At 42.8% G+C, this 14,572-nt stretch carries 16 protein-coding genes; 10 read left to right on the top strand and 6 right to left on the bottom strand.

What is annotated here, in order from left to right; translation table 11 throughout:
* The first annotated feature begins 115 nt into the window (after window positions 1-115).
* The 7 genes from CCS90_RS01855 (at window position 116) to CCS90_RS01825 (ending at window position 5,243) form a co-directional block, all read left to right on the top strand.
* Complete coding sequence (locus CCS90_RS01855; protein ID WP_099018711.1) at window positions 116-940, top strand: SDR family oxidoreductase; 825 nt, start codon at window positions 116-118, stop codon at window positions 938-940.
* 358 nt (window positions 941-1,298) lie between these two features.
* Window positions 1,299-1,505 carry a cold-shock protein gene (locus CCS90_RS01850; protein WP_099017803.1) on the top strand — a complete coding sequence of 69 codons (207 nt, stop codon included), beginning with the start codon at window positions 1,299-1,301 and terminating at the stop codon, window positions 1,503-1,505.
* Window positions 1,506-1,597: 92 nt separating this feature from the next.
* Complete coding sequence (locus CCS90_RS01845) at window positions 1,598-2,113, top strand: GNAT family N-acetyltransferase (protein WP_099017802.1); 516 nt, start codon at window positions 1,598-1,600, stop codon at window positions 2,111-2,113.
* The gene (locus CCS90_RS01840) at window positions 2,110-2,496 is read left to right on the top strand and encodes a phosphopantetheine adenylyltransferase (protein WP_099017801.1); all 387 of its coding nucleotides are present in this window, start codon (window positions 2,110-2,112) and stop codon (window positions 2,494-2,496) included. The genes CCS90_RS01845 and CCS90_RS01840 overlap by 4 nt, the downstream gene beginning before the upstream one ends.
* On the top strand, window positions 2,489-3,046 hold the full coding sequence (locus CCS90_RS01835) for a GNAT family N-acetyltransferase (protein ID WP_162846729.1): 558 nt from the start codon (window positions 2,489-2,491) through the stop codon (window positions 3,044-3,046). The genes CCS90_RS01840 and CCS90_RS01835 overlap by 8 nt, the downstream gene beginning before the upstream one ends.
* Window positions 3,047-3,143: 97 nt before the next feature.
* Window positions 3,144-3,812: a hypothetical protein gene (locus tag CCS90_RS01830; protein ID WP_099017799.1), complete on the top strand. Its 669-nt coding sequence runs from the start codon at window positions 3,144-3,146 to the stop codon at window positions 3,810-3,812.
* 108 nt (window positions 3,813-3,920) lie between these two features.
* Entirely contained in the window at window positions 3,921-5,243 is a 1,323-nt protein-coding gene (locus tag CCS90_RS01825) for an alkaline phosphatase PhoX (RefSeq protein ID WP_099017798.1), read from the top strand.
* Between the two features lie 20 nt (window positions 5,244-5,263).
* On the opposite strand, the gene CCS90_RS01820 is transcribed toward CCS90_RS01825, so the two are convergent.
* From CCS90_RS01820 to CCS90_RS01805, 4 genes are read right to left on the bottom strand one after another with little or no spacing between them, the layout of a single operon-like run.
* A complete protein-coding gene (locus tag CCS90_RS01820; RefSeq protein ID WP_099017797.1) occupies window positions 5,264-6,376 on the bottom strand; it encodes an acyltransferase family protein in 1,113 nt (370 codons plus the stop codon).
* Between the two features lie 16 nt (window positions 6,377-6,392).
* Window positions 6,393-7,064 carry an ABC-2 transporter permease gene (locus tag CCS90_RS01815; RefSeq protein WP_099017796.1) on the bottom strand — a complete coding sequence of 224 codons (672 nt, stop codon included), beginning with the start codon at window positions 7,062-7,064 and terminating at the stop codon, window positions 6,393-6,395.
* Window positions 7,061-7,960, bottom strand: coding sequence for an ABC transporter ATP-binding protein (locus CCS90_RS01810; protein WP_099017795.1), 900 nt, complete (start codon window positions 7,958-7,960; stop codon window positions 7,061-7,063). The genes CCS90_RS01815 and CCS90_RS01810 overlap by 4 nt, the downstream gene beginning before the upstream one ends.
* Window positions 7,953-8,348, bottom strand: coding sequence for a GntR family transcriptional regulator (locus tag CCS90_RS01805; RefSeq protein ID WP_099017794.1), 396 nt, complete (start codon window positions 8,346-8,348; stop codon window positions 7,953-7,955). Before CCS90_RS01805 ends, CCS90_RS01810 begins: the two co-directional genes overlap by 8 nt.
* A 179-nt stretch (window positions 8,349-8,527) precedes the next feature.
* Here CCS90_RS01805 and CCS90_RS01800 point away from each other — a divergent pair, with 179 nt between their 5' ends.
* The 3 genes from CCS90_RS01800 to glmS all read left to right on the top strand — a co-directional run bounded on the left by CCS90_RS01800 (window position 8,528) and on the right by glmS (window position 12,152).
* Window positions 8,528-8,809 (top strand): hypothetical protein, encoded by a 282-nt coding sequence (locus tag CCS90_RS01800; protein WP_099017793.1) that lies wholly within the window; start codon window positions 8,528-8,530, stop codon window positions 8,807-8,809.
* A gap of 159 nt (window positions 8,810-8,968) precedes the next feature.
* Window positions 8,969-10,318: a bifunctional UDP-N-acetylglucosamine diphosphorylase/glucosamine-1-phosphate N-acetyltransferase GlmU gene (glmU, locus tag CCS90_RS01795; protein ID WP_099018710.1), complete on the top strand. Its 1,350-nt coding sequence runs from the start codon at window positions 8,969-8,971 to the stop codon at window positions 10,316-10,318.
* Between the two features lies 1 nt (window position 10,319).
* Window positions 10,320-12,152: a glutamine--fructose-6-phosphate transaminase (isomerizing) gene (glmS, locus tag CCS90_RS01790; protein WP_099017792.1), complete on the top strand. Its 1,833-nt coding sequence runs from the start codon at window positions 10,320-10,322 to the stop codon at window positions 12,150-12,152.
* Between the two features lie 53 nt (window positions 12,153-12,205).
* Here the strand turns inward: glmS and CCS90_RS01785 are convergent, their stop codons facing one another.
* Both CCS90_RS01785 and CCS90_RS01780 read right to left on the bottom strand, forming a co-directional pair.
* The gene (locus tag CCS90_RS01785) at window positions 12,206-13,711 is read right to left on the bottom strand and encodes a DUF5666 domain-containing protein (protein WP_099017791.1); all 1,506 of its coding nucleotides are present in this window, start codon (window positions 13,709-13,711) and stop codon (window positions 12,206-12,208) included.
* Between the two features lie 36 nt (window positions 13,712-13,747).
* Complete coding sequence (locus CCS90_RS01780; RefSeq protein WP_099017790.1) at window positions 13,748-14,569, bottom strand: DUF6502 family protein; 822 nt, start codon at window positions 14,567-14,569, stop codon at window positions 13,748-13,750.
* Window positions 14,570-14,572: the final 3 nt, after the last annotated feature.

The raw sequence follows: 14,572 nt of genomic DNA, 5'->3' as shown, positions 1-14,572 counted from the left end.
AAAAGCCTATTAAACAAATGTTATTGGCGTCTGAGTCTGCGCCCTGAACTCTGCAGCATTGTTTCAGGAGCTTGTTCATGTCAAAATGTTGCAATCATTTCACAGGACCAATACATTGAGCTTAAGCAATCAAACCATTTTCATTACAGGTTCTTCCAGAGGTATCGGTCGAGAGATGGCATTGACGTGTGCCAAACAAGGTGCCAATGTCGTCATTGCTGCCAAATCTTCTGATCCGCACCCCAAATTACCTGGCACCATTCACACAGTGGCTGCTGAAGTGGAGGCCTTAGGCGGCAAAGCACTGGCCTTACAACTGGATGTGCGGAATGAAGACAAGGTCCAAGCGGCCATGGAACAAACGGTTGAAGCTTTTGGTGGGATTGATGTTTTGATCAATAACGCCAGTGCCATTGCACTCACCCCTTTACAAGACACCGATGTTAAAAAATTTGATTTGATCCATTCGATCAACACCCGTGGTACCTTGGTGTGTAGTAAAGCAGCCATTCCATATTTAAAAAACAGTCAAAATGCACACATCATCACCTTATCGCCACCGATGAATATGGCCAAGCATTGGCTTAAACCATTTATTCCCTACACTTTATCCAAGTATGGCATGACCTTATTGACACTGGGGCTGGCCGAAGAATTACGTGTTGATGGCATTTCAGCATCAACCCTCTGGCCACAAACGGCCATTGCAACTGCTGCCGTTCAATATGCATTGGATGCCAATCTAATGAAAAAATCACGCACTCCATTGATCATGGCAGAGGCTGCGTTGGCGATTATCCAAACCGATGACTTGTCTTATTCAGGCCAAACTTTGATTGACGAATCAGTCTTGCGCAGTAAAGGAGTGACTGATTTTGATGTTTATTTGTTTGATCCAGCGTCAAAAGAGCTGATGCGAGATTTGTATCTGGATCAATGATTTCAAAAAATAAATTAAGGAAAACCCCATAATTTGTTGTTTTTTAGTGGTTTTAGAGCAAAAACAGGCATAATAATTGATATTATTCAGATAATTTTCAGGTTCATGCCCTATAATGCACTCAAATCAGGCGTTGATACAAAATTCAGTTTTTGTTGAAACGGGTTGAGAATATTTGCTCCAAGACATTCTAATCAAACATGAAGTCAGTGGCTTCATCTGTTCAAAACTACATTTTCTACATAAAATCATTTTTTTGTGAAATTGCCCTGAATTAACATGAAGTTCTTACATCGAAACGGTGAATTCGATTGTAGGATTAATTTATTATTCACCAAACATTTAGAAGATTTATATTATGAGTAAAGGTACAGTAAAGTGGTTCAACGCGGACAAAGGTTTCGGATTTATTACACCAGAAGACGGTGGTAAAGATTTATTTGTTCATCATTCAGAAATTCAAAGTGGCGGCGGTTTCGCTACATTGAATGACGGTCAAGCCGTTGAATTCGAAGTTGGCCAAGGCCAAAAAGGTCCTTGTGCTAACAATGTAGTGCCTCAATAAGAGTTCACTTCAGCATAAGAATTGAAAAGCCGGCCATGTGCCGGCTTTTTTTATGGCTTTAATTAATCCTTGAAGCCAGTTAAAATCAATGGATGAATGACTGTAAAATTCGTCCCGCCAAGCCTCATGACTTTCAGCGCATCCTTGCGCTCAACCTGGCCGCCATCAAAGCGACCAGCGAAATGGATTTACCTCACCTACAAAACCTCCATGCCTGGTCTGATTATCACAAGGTGGTCATCCACCAAGATCAAGTGGTGGCCTTTTTATTGGTATTGTCTGCAGGTCAAGCGTATCAAAGCCCGAATTACCGTTGGTTTAACCAGCATTTCCCCTCATTTTACTATGTCGATCGCATTGTCGTAGATGCTGCCATGACCGGCAAAAAAATTGGCAGCTTGCTGTACCAGGATTTATTTACCACTGCCAAAACAGTCGGCATTGAACTCATTGCTTGTGAATACAACATCAAACCATTGAACACAGCCTCACAAATTTTTCATCAACGGTTTGGTTTTACTGAAGTGGCCACACAGTGGTTAGATGAACATTCCAAACAAGTCAGTTTACAAGTGGCCGAAGTGAGTAAGTACAAGGAAGGGTCATGAAACTTAAAATTTATTTGTCGCTGCTTTTTGTCATTGGTCTGATTAATTTTCTGCCACTGATTGGCTTGCTTTCGACAGCCCAACTGTCCCAAGCTTATGGTGTTGTCATAAACAACAATGAATTGGAAGTCCTGATGCGGCATCGTGCTTTGTTGTTTGGCATAATGGGTGGTTTTGTTTTCTGTGCCTTGTTTAAACCCCAGTTAAGAACTGCTGCCTTGGTGATGACTGGCATTTCAATGGTTGGTTTTTTGTTCTTGGTTTGGTCAGTCGGTGAAGTCAATGATGCATTGATGAAAGTGACCATGGTGGATATATTGGGTATTTTATGTCTGTTATTGGCCGTTGTTTTGCACTTTTTGATTGATAAGGATGATGTTTAATTCAATACACATAGAAACCGACCGATTGAAGTTGAGGCCCATCGGATTGCATGACCTTGATCAGGTCTTTGCTATTTTTTCCGATGTCCAAACCATGAAATTTTGGAGCGACCCTCCGATGCAAGACAGGGCACAAGCCAAGAAAAAAGTTTTGCGCAATGTCCAAGCCAATCAAAACAACGCTGCCTTGTCATTGGTTGTAGAATCAAAAGTACAGCAAAACATGATCGGCCAAATCAGTTTATTTAATATTCATCAGGATTCCGCCAGAGCAGAAATTGGTTACGTGTTGTCCCGTTCACACTGGCAAAAGGGGCTGATGACTGAAGCGATTTCGGCTTTTATTTCATTTTGTTTTTCCGACTTGAATTTGCGCCGACTCGAAGCTGACATCGACCCAGCCAATGCGGCGTCTGCTGCTTTGTTAAAAAACATGGGATTCAGTTTGGAGGGCTTCCTGAAACAACGCTGGTTAATTGATGGGGTGATTACCGACAGTGAAGTCTATGGACTGTTAAAATCGACTTGGCTCGATAAACACCCATTATGATCATGCGCGCGTCCCTACCCAAACGCTTGTCAAAACGCTTTGTTCACCTTTGATTGATAAAAAAACCCAATGCGGTTTCTTCTTTTGGGGTCTTGCAATGCTGTTGCTGGCATTGCTGGCTTTTTGGCCCAGCTTTTTTAAGCCAGTCATACAAGGCTCATTCAACAGCCCGGTCAGCCTCATCCATTGGCATGCAAGCTTTGTCTTTCTGTGGTTGTTGCTGTTGATGGTTCAGCCATTATTAATCAGTCTTAAGCGGTTTGCATACCATCAAATCCTCGGACTGTTGGCTGTTCTGGTCGTCATCGGCTTGGTTTATACCGGCTTCATGGTTCAAGTCAAATTTATGCAGCATTACTTCAAATTAAACGAGTGGGTCCATGCTGTGCAAGTGCCTTTTTTCAGGTTGGTTACATTGCTGGTATTCACTGTTTGTTTTATTCTGGCTATGCTGATTAAAGATCGCAGCTGGCATAAAAGATTGATTTTTTTAGGCAGTTTCGCGATCTTAGAAGCGGCCTTTGCACGTTTGTATATGAATTATATGGGCGTGCTTGAATTGGCTGGATTGTTAGGTGCTTTGACTCACATCGGCATCATGGCTTATTTTGTGTTCTGGGACCGGATTGTTTTGGGTCATTTCCACGTGGTTTCTTTGTGGGGTTCAATCATCATTACTGCTTTTATTTTTGGTACTGCGCCGATTGCAGAAACTCAATGGTGGTTTGGAGTGGCACAAAGCATAGCATCCTTAGCTGTTGAATGATTTAAGATTAATGTTTGTGCTCGATATTACCTAAAGATGACTTTATACACATCAATGATCAACTCACTTGAATTATGATAATTAATATTCTCATCGTCAGTTTTTCATATGCTTGAACCAGTCAATCGAAGAAAGTTCCTGAAACAATCTGTTAAAGTTGGCAGCGCAGTTACATTAAGCGCCACTTTGATGCAGTTATCCGCTTGTTCCTCGGAAGCTAAACCTCGACCAATCAGCCAGTTAATTAGAGATCCCAATGGTGTTTGTGACTTACCGGCAGGATTCAGTTATAAAGTCATATCGGCTTATGATGAAGTCATGACAGATGGACATATGGTGCCAGACTACCATGATGGAATGGGTTGCTTCTCTGGACCGAATGACGAAATCATTTTAGTCAGGAACCACGAAATTGCTGGGTATTTATTCAATGATCCTGAGTCACCTGAGCCTGAATATGCGTATGACCCGAAAGCCAGTGGAGGTACTGTTACCATTTGGTTGGATCAAGATTTAAACCTTATCAAACATTATTTAAGTTTAACCGGTACCATTGTGAACTGTTCTGGCGGCAAAACTCCATGGAACACTTGGATCAGTTGCGAGGAAGCCAGCCCCGCCATGTTTGGTGACACCTGGTTTATGGGTAAACGCCATGGCTATAATTTTGAAGTTGACCCACTCAAACCGCTACAAAAAGCGCAGCCCCTAAAAGCCATGGGACGTTTCAAGCATGAGGCTGTTGCATTTGACCCGTTCAGTGGAAATGTCTATCAAACTGAGGACCACATGAATGGTTGTTTTTATCAATTCATACCTACTGACAAAACCGACCTTGTAAAAGGTGGCGAGTTACAAGCGTTGAAGTTTAAAGATGCTGGGATCACGCATACAACTGAAAACCCTTTAACGTTACACCAAAAATACCCTTGTGAGTGGGTTGCCATTGATGAACCGGACCCCGAGGAAAACAATGTCAGGAAGCAAGGGAAAGCCAAAGGGGCTGCGGTTTTTATGAGGGGTGAGGGGTTGGTTGCTCATCAAGATGGTGTATATTTCGTTTGTACTGCTGGCGGTTCCCATAATAAGGGCCAAATTTTTAAATACACAGCCAACCAAGAAAATAATGAAGGCATAATCGAACTGATTTATGAGGCCAAAGAAGATGGCATATTAGAAAAGCCAGACAACATTACGGTCAATGCCTGGGGTGATTTAATCATTTGTGAAGACAACTCGTTGGAGCAAAAATGTTTGGTTGGTTTAACTGCTGAAGGGCAAATTTATCACATAGCTGCAAACAGCCAAGCCGAATGGGCTGGCGCATGCTTTTCTCCTGATGGTAACACTTTGTTTGCTAATATCCATAAGGACCCTGGTATGACGATTGCCATTAAAGGGCCTTGGGGTAAATTGCGTGTGCAGTCATGATGTCTTATCAAACTCATATATCAGCGTTTACCATTCAGCAACCAACCAATGGGTGACCACCTGACAAACAGCGCATATGTCAGTAAGCCAATGATCATGGTCACTAAAACAGATAACGCCAATTCAAACCATAGATTCCAATCTTGATCTAACAACACGTATTGAATCATAAACAACACGGGCATATGAATCAGGTAAATCCAATAAGAGGAATCCGCTATATACCGAAATGATTTACTGGGCTGATTCAACCATCGTTTGCCAGCAATCATGCACACCCAAGTCATAGCAACGGCTGTTATGCTTTCCGCTATGGCCATTAACAAATTGCCATCAGCAGCAGGCATTCGATAAACAAAATAAACATAACTGCTCAGCCCAGCACCCAACAGTGGATAAAAATATTTATCGAGTTGATCAATCAAAGTTTGTTGTTTAAACAGCAGTGCACCCACCAGAAAAAACAAACCATAAAACCCGAAAGGCCATAACAACGGCATCAAACCTTCTGGTGCAGGATGGGGGGCAGGGATTGAATAAAACACCGGAACCAGCAGCAAAGGGAAAACAACCATCAATACCCATGGTTTTAACACCCGTTGTAACCATTGGACATGAAAAAACTTGATTTGATTCAGCAACACCAAAATCACATACATAAAGCACAAATAGTATAAAAACCACAAATGGGCTAAATTGATAGGCTGCGTTCCGCCTGTTTTTGACTGCATCATTTGATAGATGAAGGCCAATGCAGGAGACGGGTTCTCAACATGAGTGCCTGCCCAATTGATACCAGCCCCAATTGACAACAGCACCAGTGGCAAGAAAATGGTCAGTGGAACCAATACTCGCATGGCACGGTTACCCACCATGGCCAAAACACCTCTTTTTTCAATCAACAACATGGCAAAAAAACCAGCGATCAAAAAAAATAATGGCATTCTGAATAAATGGCTGAACCAAGCCATCACATCAATCGATGCAGCTGACTGTTTATCTGCCGATAACCAAAAAAAATGCAGCATGGGACTGTAAGCCAAACTGGCATGAAATACGACACCTGCCAGCATCGCCAATGCCCGTAAATTATCCATATAATGATAACGTTTTTGGTTGGAATCAACATTCATGAGATCTCCCGGATATTTAAATAAAATCTTTCTTTCTGGCCTGAATCAAATAGGTGAGTGCCAACAGAACAACTACCAACAACAACTCGACAGCCACAAACGTAATCGCTGTGCTGTTCCAAACCACCTGTTCTGTCTGCATAAAGCTGTTGATGGCCTCAAATCCAGACAACCAAAACATAAAGAGGGACAGGCCAATATTGGTGATGGACATCACCACAACAGTGATGTTTTGTGACTCTGAAACCAAAGCAACAGACAACAACAAGGTGAACATGACCAACATTTCTAACATCAAAATCAGCGTGAAAATGGCCATGCCATCCGGTACTTGTGGTTGGCCAAAAATAACCCACATCAATCCAACCAATAGAATCAGCCAAAATGACAGAAACACTGCAAAATTGGCACAGATTTTTGCATGGGTATATTGTACAAATGAGATCGGTAAACTCATGACAAAGGGCAATACTTGATCATTGCGTTCTGTGGTTACGGTGGTTGTGATCATGTGTATACCGGAGATGATAACCATCGAAATTAATATGACAGCACCCGTGTTAAACACGCCCAATTGCGACGAGGTCAACAACCATAAACTGAATATTCCAAGTAGTAAATAAAGAATTATCGGGGACAAGTTTAATTTTATGTCTTTTAAGATCAATGTTTTGGTGATACGACTCATGCTGCTACTCCTGATCTTTTGGCTTCTACTTCAGCCACAAATATTTCTTCTAAACTCATGTATTCAACCCCTTTGACCACGGCCCCTTGTTGGGTCCATTGACGCAACATGGACTCATTGAATTGATGCATGATTAAGGTGGTGTTGCGTCCTTGGTTAATCACTTCTTTGACGTGCTGGTCGACTGATATGGTCAATGGTGAATCTGCATGTAAGCGGATTCTGCGCCAGTTTTCTATGAAAGACTCCTTGTCATCACTGCTGACAATTTCACCCCGATCTATGAATGTGATTTGATCTGACAATTGTTCAACATCCTGGGTATTGTGCGACGAAAACAAAATACTGCGATCCTCATCGTTTAGCACCACCATCATCTCATTGAGCACTTCTTTCCTGGCCACCGGATCTAAGCCAGTGGTCGGCTCATCAAATATCAGCAGCTTGGGTTGGCGTGCAAGCATCAACAAGATACTCGACTTGACCCTTTGACCGTGGGACATGCCTTTGATTTTTTGTTCACTGATGAGATCAAATTTAGATAACAAACTAACTGCATATTTTTGGTTCCATTGCTCAGGATAAATTCTTTGGATGAAATCCATGTGCCATTGAAGTGTGGCATTTTTATACAGTCGCATGTCTTCAGATACAAAGCCAATGTTGACCTTAGCCAAAGCTTGGTGATTTGGCATGTTGTGACCCAGCACCTCTGTGGTGCCCTTGTCGGCGGCGATTAAACCCATCAATATCCTTATAAGGGTTGATTTACCCGCACCGTTGGGTCCAATCAAACCCATGATGCCGCCATTAGGTAGCTGTAAATCAATGTTTTGTAATTGGAAGTGCGGGTATTGTTTGGCCACTTGGTGCATTTGAAAGGCAAAATCACTCATCCTTGACTCCTTTATTATTCGTTGCCAATATTTTCAAGCGTGCCATCAATTCGTCCAATGACAAACCAAATGACTTGGCCTGTGCCCACGCTTTGGATAAATGCTTGTCGATTTCTTGTTTCATAATTTGATCTCCTAATTCATCATTCTTTGCCACAAACGATCCCACACCAGGCTGTGTTAACAACACCCCTTCTCGCTCTAATTCTTGATAGGCCCGCTTGACCGTAATCACACTGACCTTGGAAGCAACCGCCAATTCTCTGATGGATGGGACTTTTTCGCCGGCATGCCATTCACCTTGAGCCACCAAGCTTTTGATTTGCTCCATGATTTGTAAATACATGGGTCTACCATCTTTTTGCGATAAAACTAAATAAGGGTCCATAGAATAATCATCTGTGTATATTGTATATGCACAGTATAATCACAGCTGCAAGATTGTCAAGCTCAGAAAAACATTTAATCCTTTGAATGCTGAACAAAACCACAATCTGACCGAATTAGATTTTTTACTCTAATGCCTTGGCTCATGATTAAAAGGCGTTTATTTAATGAGGATTTGAGATGAAAAAAATAACCCCTTGGGTATTCATTATCTGCATGTCGTTTTCAGTTGCAGCTGAAGTGGTTTATGACAATGATTTGTTCAATGCCCAAGCAGAAAAACTTGTTTTTGATTCCGAAGCCAAGCTGGCAGCCTACATCAAATTAAATATGCCAAGTACCTACCTCTATTTTGAAAGGCTTGACTCAATGTCCAAGAAAAGGGTTTTCCAACGCCATCAGGAAAACCAAAACAAGGACCTCACAGAAATTGTATTGCTTGAATACAGAAACAGAAGTTGAACGAATTAAGTGTGCTTGATTGATTTGAATCCATCAAAACCAGCTAATATTTTGGCTTAAGCTCGAGATGAATTATAATAACTGCTTTCAACCGATTTGACAGGCGCCATTGAATTCATTCGAACCACTAAAACACCATCCACACCAAGGGATGCTGCCATGAACAAACCATTACATGTGGTGATCTTAGCAGCTGGTGCGGGCTCCCGCATGCGCTCAAACAAGCTTAAAGTGTTGCATCAAGTGGCAGGCGTGGCCATGATTGATCATGTATTGCAACTGGCGCATTCCTTAAATCCTGCACAAATTACAATGGTTTTTGGTCACCAAGGTGAGCAGTTGATTCAACATTGTCAGGACCTCAACATCAATTGGGCTGAACAAAAGCAACAACTGGGCACAGGCCATGCGGTTCAACAAGCCGTTGAATTTTTTAATGATGATGAAGATATTTTGGTATTGTATGGCGATGCCCCTTTGGTGCAAACCGATGACTTGGCAGGATTGCAAGGACAACAATTTGTCCTCACTGCCAGTCTAAAAGACCCCACAGGTTACGGCAGAATCATCAGATCAGGTGAGTCCATTGAGGCCATTGTGGAGCAAAAGGATGCCAACAGAGGCCAATTGGCCATCCAAGAAATCAATTCTGGCATCATTCAAGCACCAGCTTTGAAACTCAAATCGTGGCTCTATCAACTATCAAATAACAACCAACAACAAGAATACTATTTAACCGATGTCATCGGCTTGGCTGCTGCTGACGGTGCTCCATTCAAAGCGGTACAACTGGCTCAAGCTGATGCGGTAAAAGGGGCCAATGACATGGTCCAATTGGCTGAATTAGAAGCAATCATGCAACAACGCAGCAGGCATCAACTGATGAGCAATGGCGTGCGTTTAATCCAACCTGGTTCTGTTGATATTCGTGGCCAATTAATTTGTGGTCAAGACGTGGTGATAGACAAAGGCGTGATTTTCGAGGGTCACAATGAACTTGGCAATGACGTCCATATTGGCGCTTATTCAGTGGTAAAAAATTGTCAATTGGCCTCAGGAACAGTCATTGAACCGCATTCCATGTTGGACCAGGTGGTCACCACTGGTGCTTGTCAAATTGGCCCCTTCGCTCGTTTAAGACCAGGAACAAATATCGCAGCTGGCTGTAAGATTGGTAATTTTGTTGAAACCAAAAAAACCCAACTAGGTCCAAACAGCAAAGCCAGTCATTTAAGCTATTTGGGTGACGCCCTTATTGGTCAAGACGTCAACATTGGTGCTGGAACCATTACTTGTAATTACGATGGAGTCAATAAATTCACCACTGAAATCAAAGACGGTGCATTCATCGGTTCAGACAGTCAATTAATTGCACCCGTGGTGATTGGCAAGAACGCCACCATTGGCGCAGGCTCAACCATAAGCAAAGATGCACCAGATGATCAATTAACTTTATCCAGAAACAGACAACGGTCTGTTAAAAATTGGCAAAAACCGGAAAAAAAATAACATGTGTGGAATCGTCGCAGTCAGCGCCCATAGGAACGTGGTTGACATCATTGTTCATGGCTTACAAACTTTAGAATACCGTGGGTATGATTCTGCGGGCATTGCAATCGTGGCTGGAGATCACATCGCCATCCGCAAACAAGCCGGTAAACTGTCCAATTTAAAAGCTGAATTAAAGGCCAATCCAGTGACGGGCCATGTAGGCATCGGTCACACCCGCTGGGCCACTCATGGGGAACCGACTTCAGCCAATGCCCACCCACATGATTCCAACAACGCGATTGCCGTGGTGCATAATGGCATCATCGAAAATTACCGACCCTTGCGTGAGAAATTATTGGCAGCAGGCTATGTATTCAAATCTGAGACCGACACCGAAACATTGGTTCATTTGGTGCACCACTACCAAGCACAAGGCAAGAGTTTTTCAGCCGCTTGTCATCAAGCCATTGGTGAATTAGAAGGGGCTTATGCGGTGGCCATCACTTGTATGTCTGACCCCAACAGAATCATTGCCGCACGCAAAGGCAGTCCGCTGATTGTGGGCTTGGGTGAAAATGAAAACTATGTGGCTTCTGATGTACAAGCATTGATCAATGAAACCAATCAGTTTTATTATTTAGAAGATGGCGATGTGGTCGAAATCACCCAAGATGAATGTTTGTTGTTTGACCAAAGTGGCGCTGCAGTAGAACGTGAATTAAAGACGGTAACCATGTCATCGGACGCCTTGACCAAAGACGGTTATGCCCATTACATGCTCAAGGAAATCCATGAACAACCCACCGCGGTTGCCAACACCATTGCAGATCGACTTTACAATGACAAGATTTCTAAGTATTTCATCGACCAAGCCACCGCCGCTATTTTAGAACAAGTCGAAAACATCCACATCATAGCCTGTGGTACGTCCTTCCATGCTGGCATGGTGGCGCGTTATTGGCTGGAAGCCATCACCCAAATTCCCACTCAAGTTGAAATAGCCAGTGAATACCGATACCGCAAACCTGTGGTGCCGAAAAACACCTTATTTTTGACCATTTCACAATCAGGTGAAACAGCAGATTCGTTGGCAGCCTTGCGCTTTGCCAAGACGGCAGGGTATTTATCGACATTTGCTGTCTGTAATGTTGCCAATTCCAGTTTGGACCGCGAAACCGATGTTTGCTTTTTGACCCATGCAGGACCTGAAATTGGCGTTGCATCTACCAAAGCGCTGACCACTCAATTGGCCGTTTTGGCTTTGTTGACCTTAAAGTTGGCTGAAATAAAAAATGTCGATGAAGCCATTCGCAGTAACCTGGCCAAACAATTGCGAACCTTGCCTGGTATCATCAACCAATCCTTGTTATTGAACGATCAGATTAAAGTCATTGCAGAACAAATCGTGCGCCGTGACAATGCCTTATTTTTAGGCCGTGGCGTGCATTACCCAGTTGCCTTAGAAGGTGCTTTGAAACTCAAAGAAATCTCCTACATCCACGCCGAAGGTTATCCTGCCGGTGAACTCAAACACGGACCATTGGCTTTGGTCGATGAAAAAATGCCAGTGATTGCCGTTTGTCCAAATGACGAATTGTTGGAAAAACTCGAATCGAATATTGAAGAAGTCCGCGCCCGGGGTGGCGAATTGTATGTTTTTGTTGACCACAAAAGTCAGCACGGCTTAAAAGATCGGGTCAATCACTTGATTGAAATGGAAGCCAGCGGCACATTCACCTCACCCATCGTATTTAATGTGCCCCTGCAATTGTTGTCTTATCATGTCGCCGTCTTGCGAGGCACCGATGTTGATCAGCCACGAAATTTGGCCAAATCTGTAACGGTAGAATAAGGCAAAAAAAAGCCAAGTGAAATCACTTGGCTTGGCTAAGCAGGCGTTAAGCCTTATTCAAAAGAATCGACAAATATCACATCGGCTTTGCTGGTAACCGTGCCAATTCCAAGGCCCTCTGTCGTGCCCAATATTTTGGCAGGTCGGTTGACATCATCTGCCTCGTCAATCGAAATTAAACCACCAGATATGATGTTGGTCATTTCATCAAGCACCGCTGCTTCCACTTCCACTTCTGTACCAACAGCAATTGATGCAAAAAACTCAGCAGAAGTGATCGGTGCGCCATTGATGTCAAAGAATGAACTGCTGCTGGTATCAACCATAACACCTTGAACTTCCATCATTGGCTCATTGATAGCGGTAATTTGGCCGTCAGCACTGACGTCGTTGGCATCCGGATTACCACGTTCTCTGACCCTGGTCGCATACAACTGACCTTCACTGTCGGTATAACCTCTGACTTCAACTTGTGTCGGACCGATTAATCCAGATCCCATGATGTTGTCTTCATCGCGCAATTGTGGTGTGCTCAGAATATCTTGTCCAAATAATTGAATCGAAACGCCCGGATTGACATCAGCTGGAATAACCGGTTCTTCAAACTTAAACCGCACTTCATTGAATTTAACTTTGAAGGCATCAATCATTGATGTGGTGGTATCCATCTGACCCTCAACTTCAACCTTGGCACCTACCACGACGTCATCGACTTCGCCATTCAGGTAAACGGTGGAAACACTGACATTGATCTGTTGTCCGGCTATGGAAAAGAAATTGTTCGCTTCTATGTCTTCAAAGTCAACTATGCCTTCCAATGCCACAGGTATGAAATTACCAGGATCGGTACCCACCCCTTCAGGGTTACATTCAATTTGAGTGACCGTGCTCAATGGAGAGCCAGCAGTAAATGACATGTCTGGGGTGGCTTCAATTTCAACAAAGTCACCATTAGCCAGACCTGTGCCACAGGCTTCAGGAACAACACCACCGATCAGCACCAACTGATTTTGTATATTGAATTGGGTGGCATTTAAGTCTGAGACATAGCCAGACAATTTCCACTCAGTCAATGGGGTGTCTACCGCTTCAACTCGACTGACCAACAACGTTGAGTTGGTGTCAACAAAGCCACTTAATTTAAGCTCATCACCCACCACAATGTCATCAAAAACCAAGTTGTCATCATAAAAAGTGTCAGCCGTGGTCAATGCATCAACATTGAATATTCTGAAAGGATCCAAAGAGGTAATGGGCCCTTTGTGGGTATTGATAAAATCAATTTCAGTGAGGGTTCCGCCGGTGACGTCTGGTGTGACATCATTACCCACTCGATACCTGACCTTGAAACCTGTACCTCCTTGGCCTTCAATCACCGGATTGATCACGCCATCTTCTTTAATGAGGGTGTTTTGATCGGTGCTGAAGTTTCGTATATGGTTGATGGTGAAACCGGTACCGCCTTGTCCTTTGTTGGCTTGATCACTGGCCACAGCATCTGCTAAGCCAAAAATCAGTATCAAGGTGTATACCAATATAGTTGTTTTGATAATTTTCATTTCATTTCTCCAGGGAGTGTCTGCATTATATAAATATTATTCATCGCCAGCTTTGTAAAAATACAAGCCCAAACCAACATAAGGAATTAATTTTTCATGTTCGGTGTGATTGGAGTGTTGAATCAAATGCTCTAAGTATTCATCCACTTCATTGGCTAATTTTTGACTCTTTTCTCTGACATATGATTCAGCAATATTAATCAGTGATTGAGGCAGGTGTTCGTGAAAAACGATTCTTTGGAACCTTGGGTTGGGTCTGTTCGGATCAATGTTGTGGTCAATGGTTTCAATTAAATACTGGGTTGAGACTCCCAAAAAATTAATTTTCTGTAAGTCATTGGGATCGTTAACAGTTAAGTAAAAAGGCTTAAGCAATTCAACACGGCCGTCTTTAACAACCACAGAGTCGGATTGTAAAAGGTCGTCTAAAATAGAACGGTATGTGGTGCCGCCAGAATAACGCTCCACCAAAGTTTTGAAATCTGGGCTTTGATCAGATTCAATTGGAATGATTTTGGGTTTGCCATATTGATCAACATAATCTTTGTCTTCTACCCACCCAGTTAGCACCCTTACACCCCTGTTCCAATTGTATTGACTGTTTTCAGCTTCAAATAAATCCAATTTCATTTGTTTATCAACTTGTGCACGGGCCAGGCCAGTGATTACCGATATTCTTGATTTGGTCGGTTTTTTGCCATTGATACCAAAGTGTGTATCAGCCACATCCACATAGGTCCATTTTAATACTTCACTGACTTCATTGAATGGCACATTCATCCTTAACATGATTCTGACCAACGGCCTGAATATTTGAATCAACATTTGTCTTATTACATTGTTTAATTGATTAGTCATAAC

It is taken from the genome of Marinicella litoralis, assembly GCF_002591915.1.
GTDB classification, from domain to species: Bacteria; Pseudomonadota; Gammaproteobacteria; order Xanthomonadales; family Marinicellaceae; genus Marinicella; species Marinicella litoralis.
Note: the sequence above shows the minus strand (reverse complement) of the source record. Positions and strands in the feature narration are given on the sequence as shown.

What these genes read in the sequence shown, in the direction of transcription:
- CCS90_RS01840 (WP_099017801.1), top strand. Translation starts at nt 2,110, where the DNA reads ATGAAACTTAAAATTTATTTGTCGCTGCTTTTTGTCATTGGTCTGATT.
- CCS90_RS01845 (WP_099017802.1), top strand. Translation starts at nt 1,598, where the DNA reads ATGAATGACTGTAAAATTCGTCCCGCCAAGCCTCATGACTTTCAGCGC.
- CCS90_RS01810 (WP_099017795.1), bottom strand. Translation starts at nt 7,960, where the DNA reads ATGAGTGATTTTGCCTTTCAAATGCACCAAGTGGCCAAACAATACCCG.
- CCS90_RS01800 (WP_099017793.1), top strand. Translation starts at nt 8,528, where the DNA reads ATGAAAAAAATAACCCCTTGGGTATTCATTATCTGCATGTCGTTTTCA.
- CCS90_RS01805 (WP_099017794.1), bottom strand. Translation starts at nt 8,348, where the DNA reads ATGGACCCTTATTTAGTTTTATCGCAAAAAGATGGTAGACCCATGTAT.
- glmS (WP_099017792.1), top strand. Translation starts at nt 10,320, where the DNA reads ATGTGTGGAATCGTCGCAGTCAGCGCCCATAGGAACGTGGTTGACATC.
- CCS90_RS01785 (WP_099017791.1), bottom strand. Translation starts at nt 13,711, where the DNA reads ATGAAAATTATCAAAACAACTATATTGGTATACACCTTGATACTGATT.
- CCS90_RS01850 (WP_099017803.1), top strand. Translation starts at nt 1,299, where the DNA reads ATGAGTAAAGGTACAGTAAAGTGGTTCAACGCGGACAAAGGTTTCGGA.
- CCS90_RS01830 (WP_099017799.1), top strand. Translation starts at nt 3,144, where the DNA reads ATGCTGTTGCTGGCATTGCTGGCTTTTTGGCCCAGCTTTTTTAAGCCA.
- CCS90_RS01815 (WP_099017796.1), bottom strand. Translation starts at nt 7,064, where the DNA reads ATGAGTCGTATCACCAAAACATTGATCTTAAAAGACATAAAATTAAAC.
- glmU (WP_099018710.1), top strand. Translation starts at nt 8,969, where the DNA reads ATGAACAAACCATTACATGTGGTGATCTTAGCAGCTGGTGCGGGCTCC.
- CCS90_RS01825 (WP_099017798.1), top strand. Translation starts at nt 3,921, where the DNA reads ATGCTTGAACCAGTCAATCGAAGAAAGTTCCTGAAACAATCTGTTAAA.
- CCS90_RS01820 (WP_099017797.1), bottom strand. Translation starts at nt 6,376, where the DNA reads ATGAATGTTGATTCCAACCAAAAACGTTATCATTATATGGATAATTTA.
- CCS90_RS01835 (WP_162846729.1), top strand. Translation starts at nt 2,489, where the DNA reads ATGTTTAATTCAATACACATAGAAACCGACCGATTGAAGTTGAGGCCC.
- CCS90_RS01780 (WP_099017790.1), bottom strand. Translation starts at nt 14,569, where the DNA reads ATGACTAATCAATTAAACAATGTAATAAGACAAATGTTGATTCAAATA.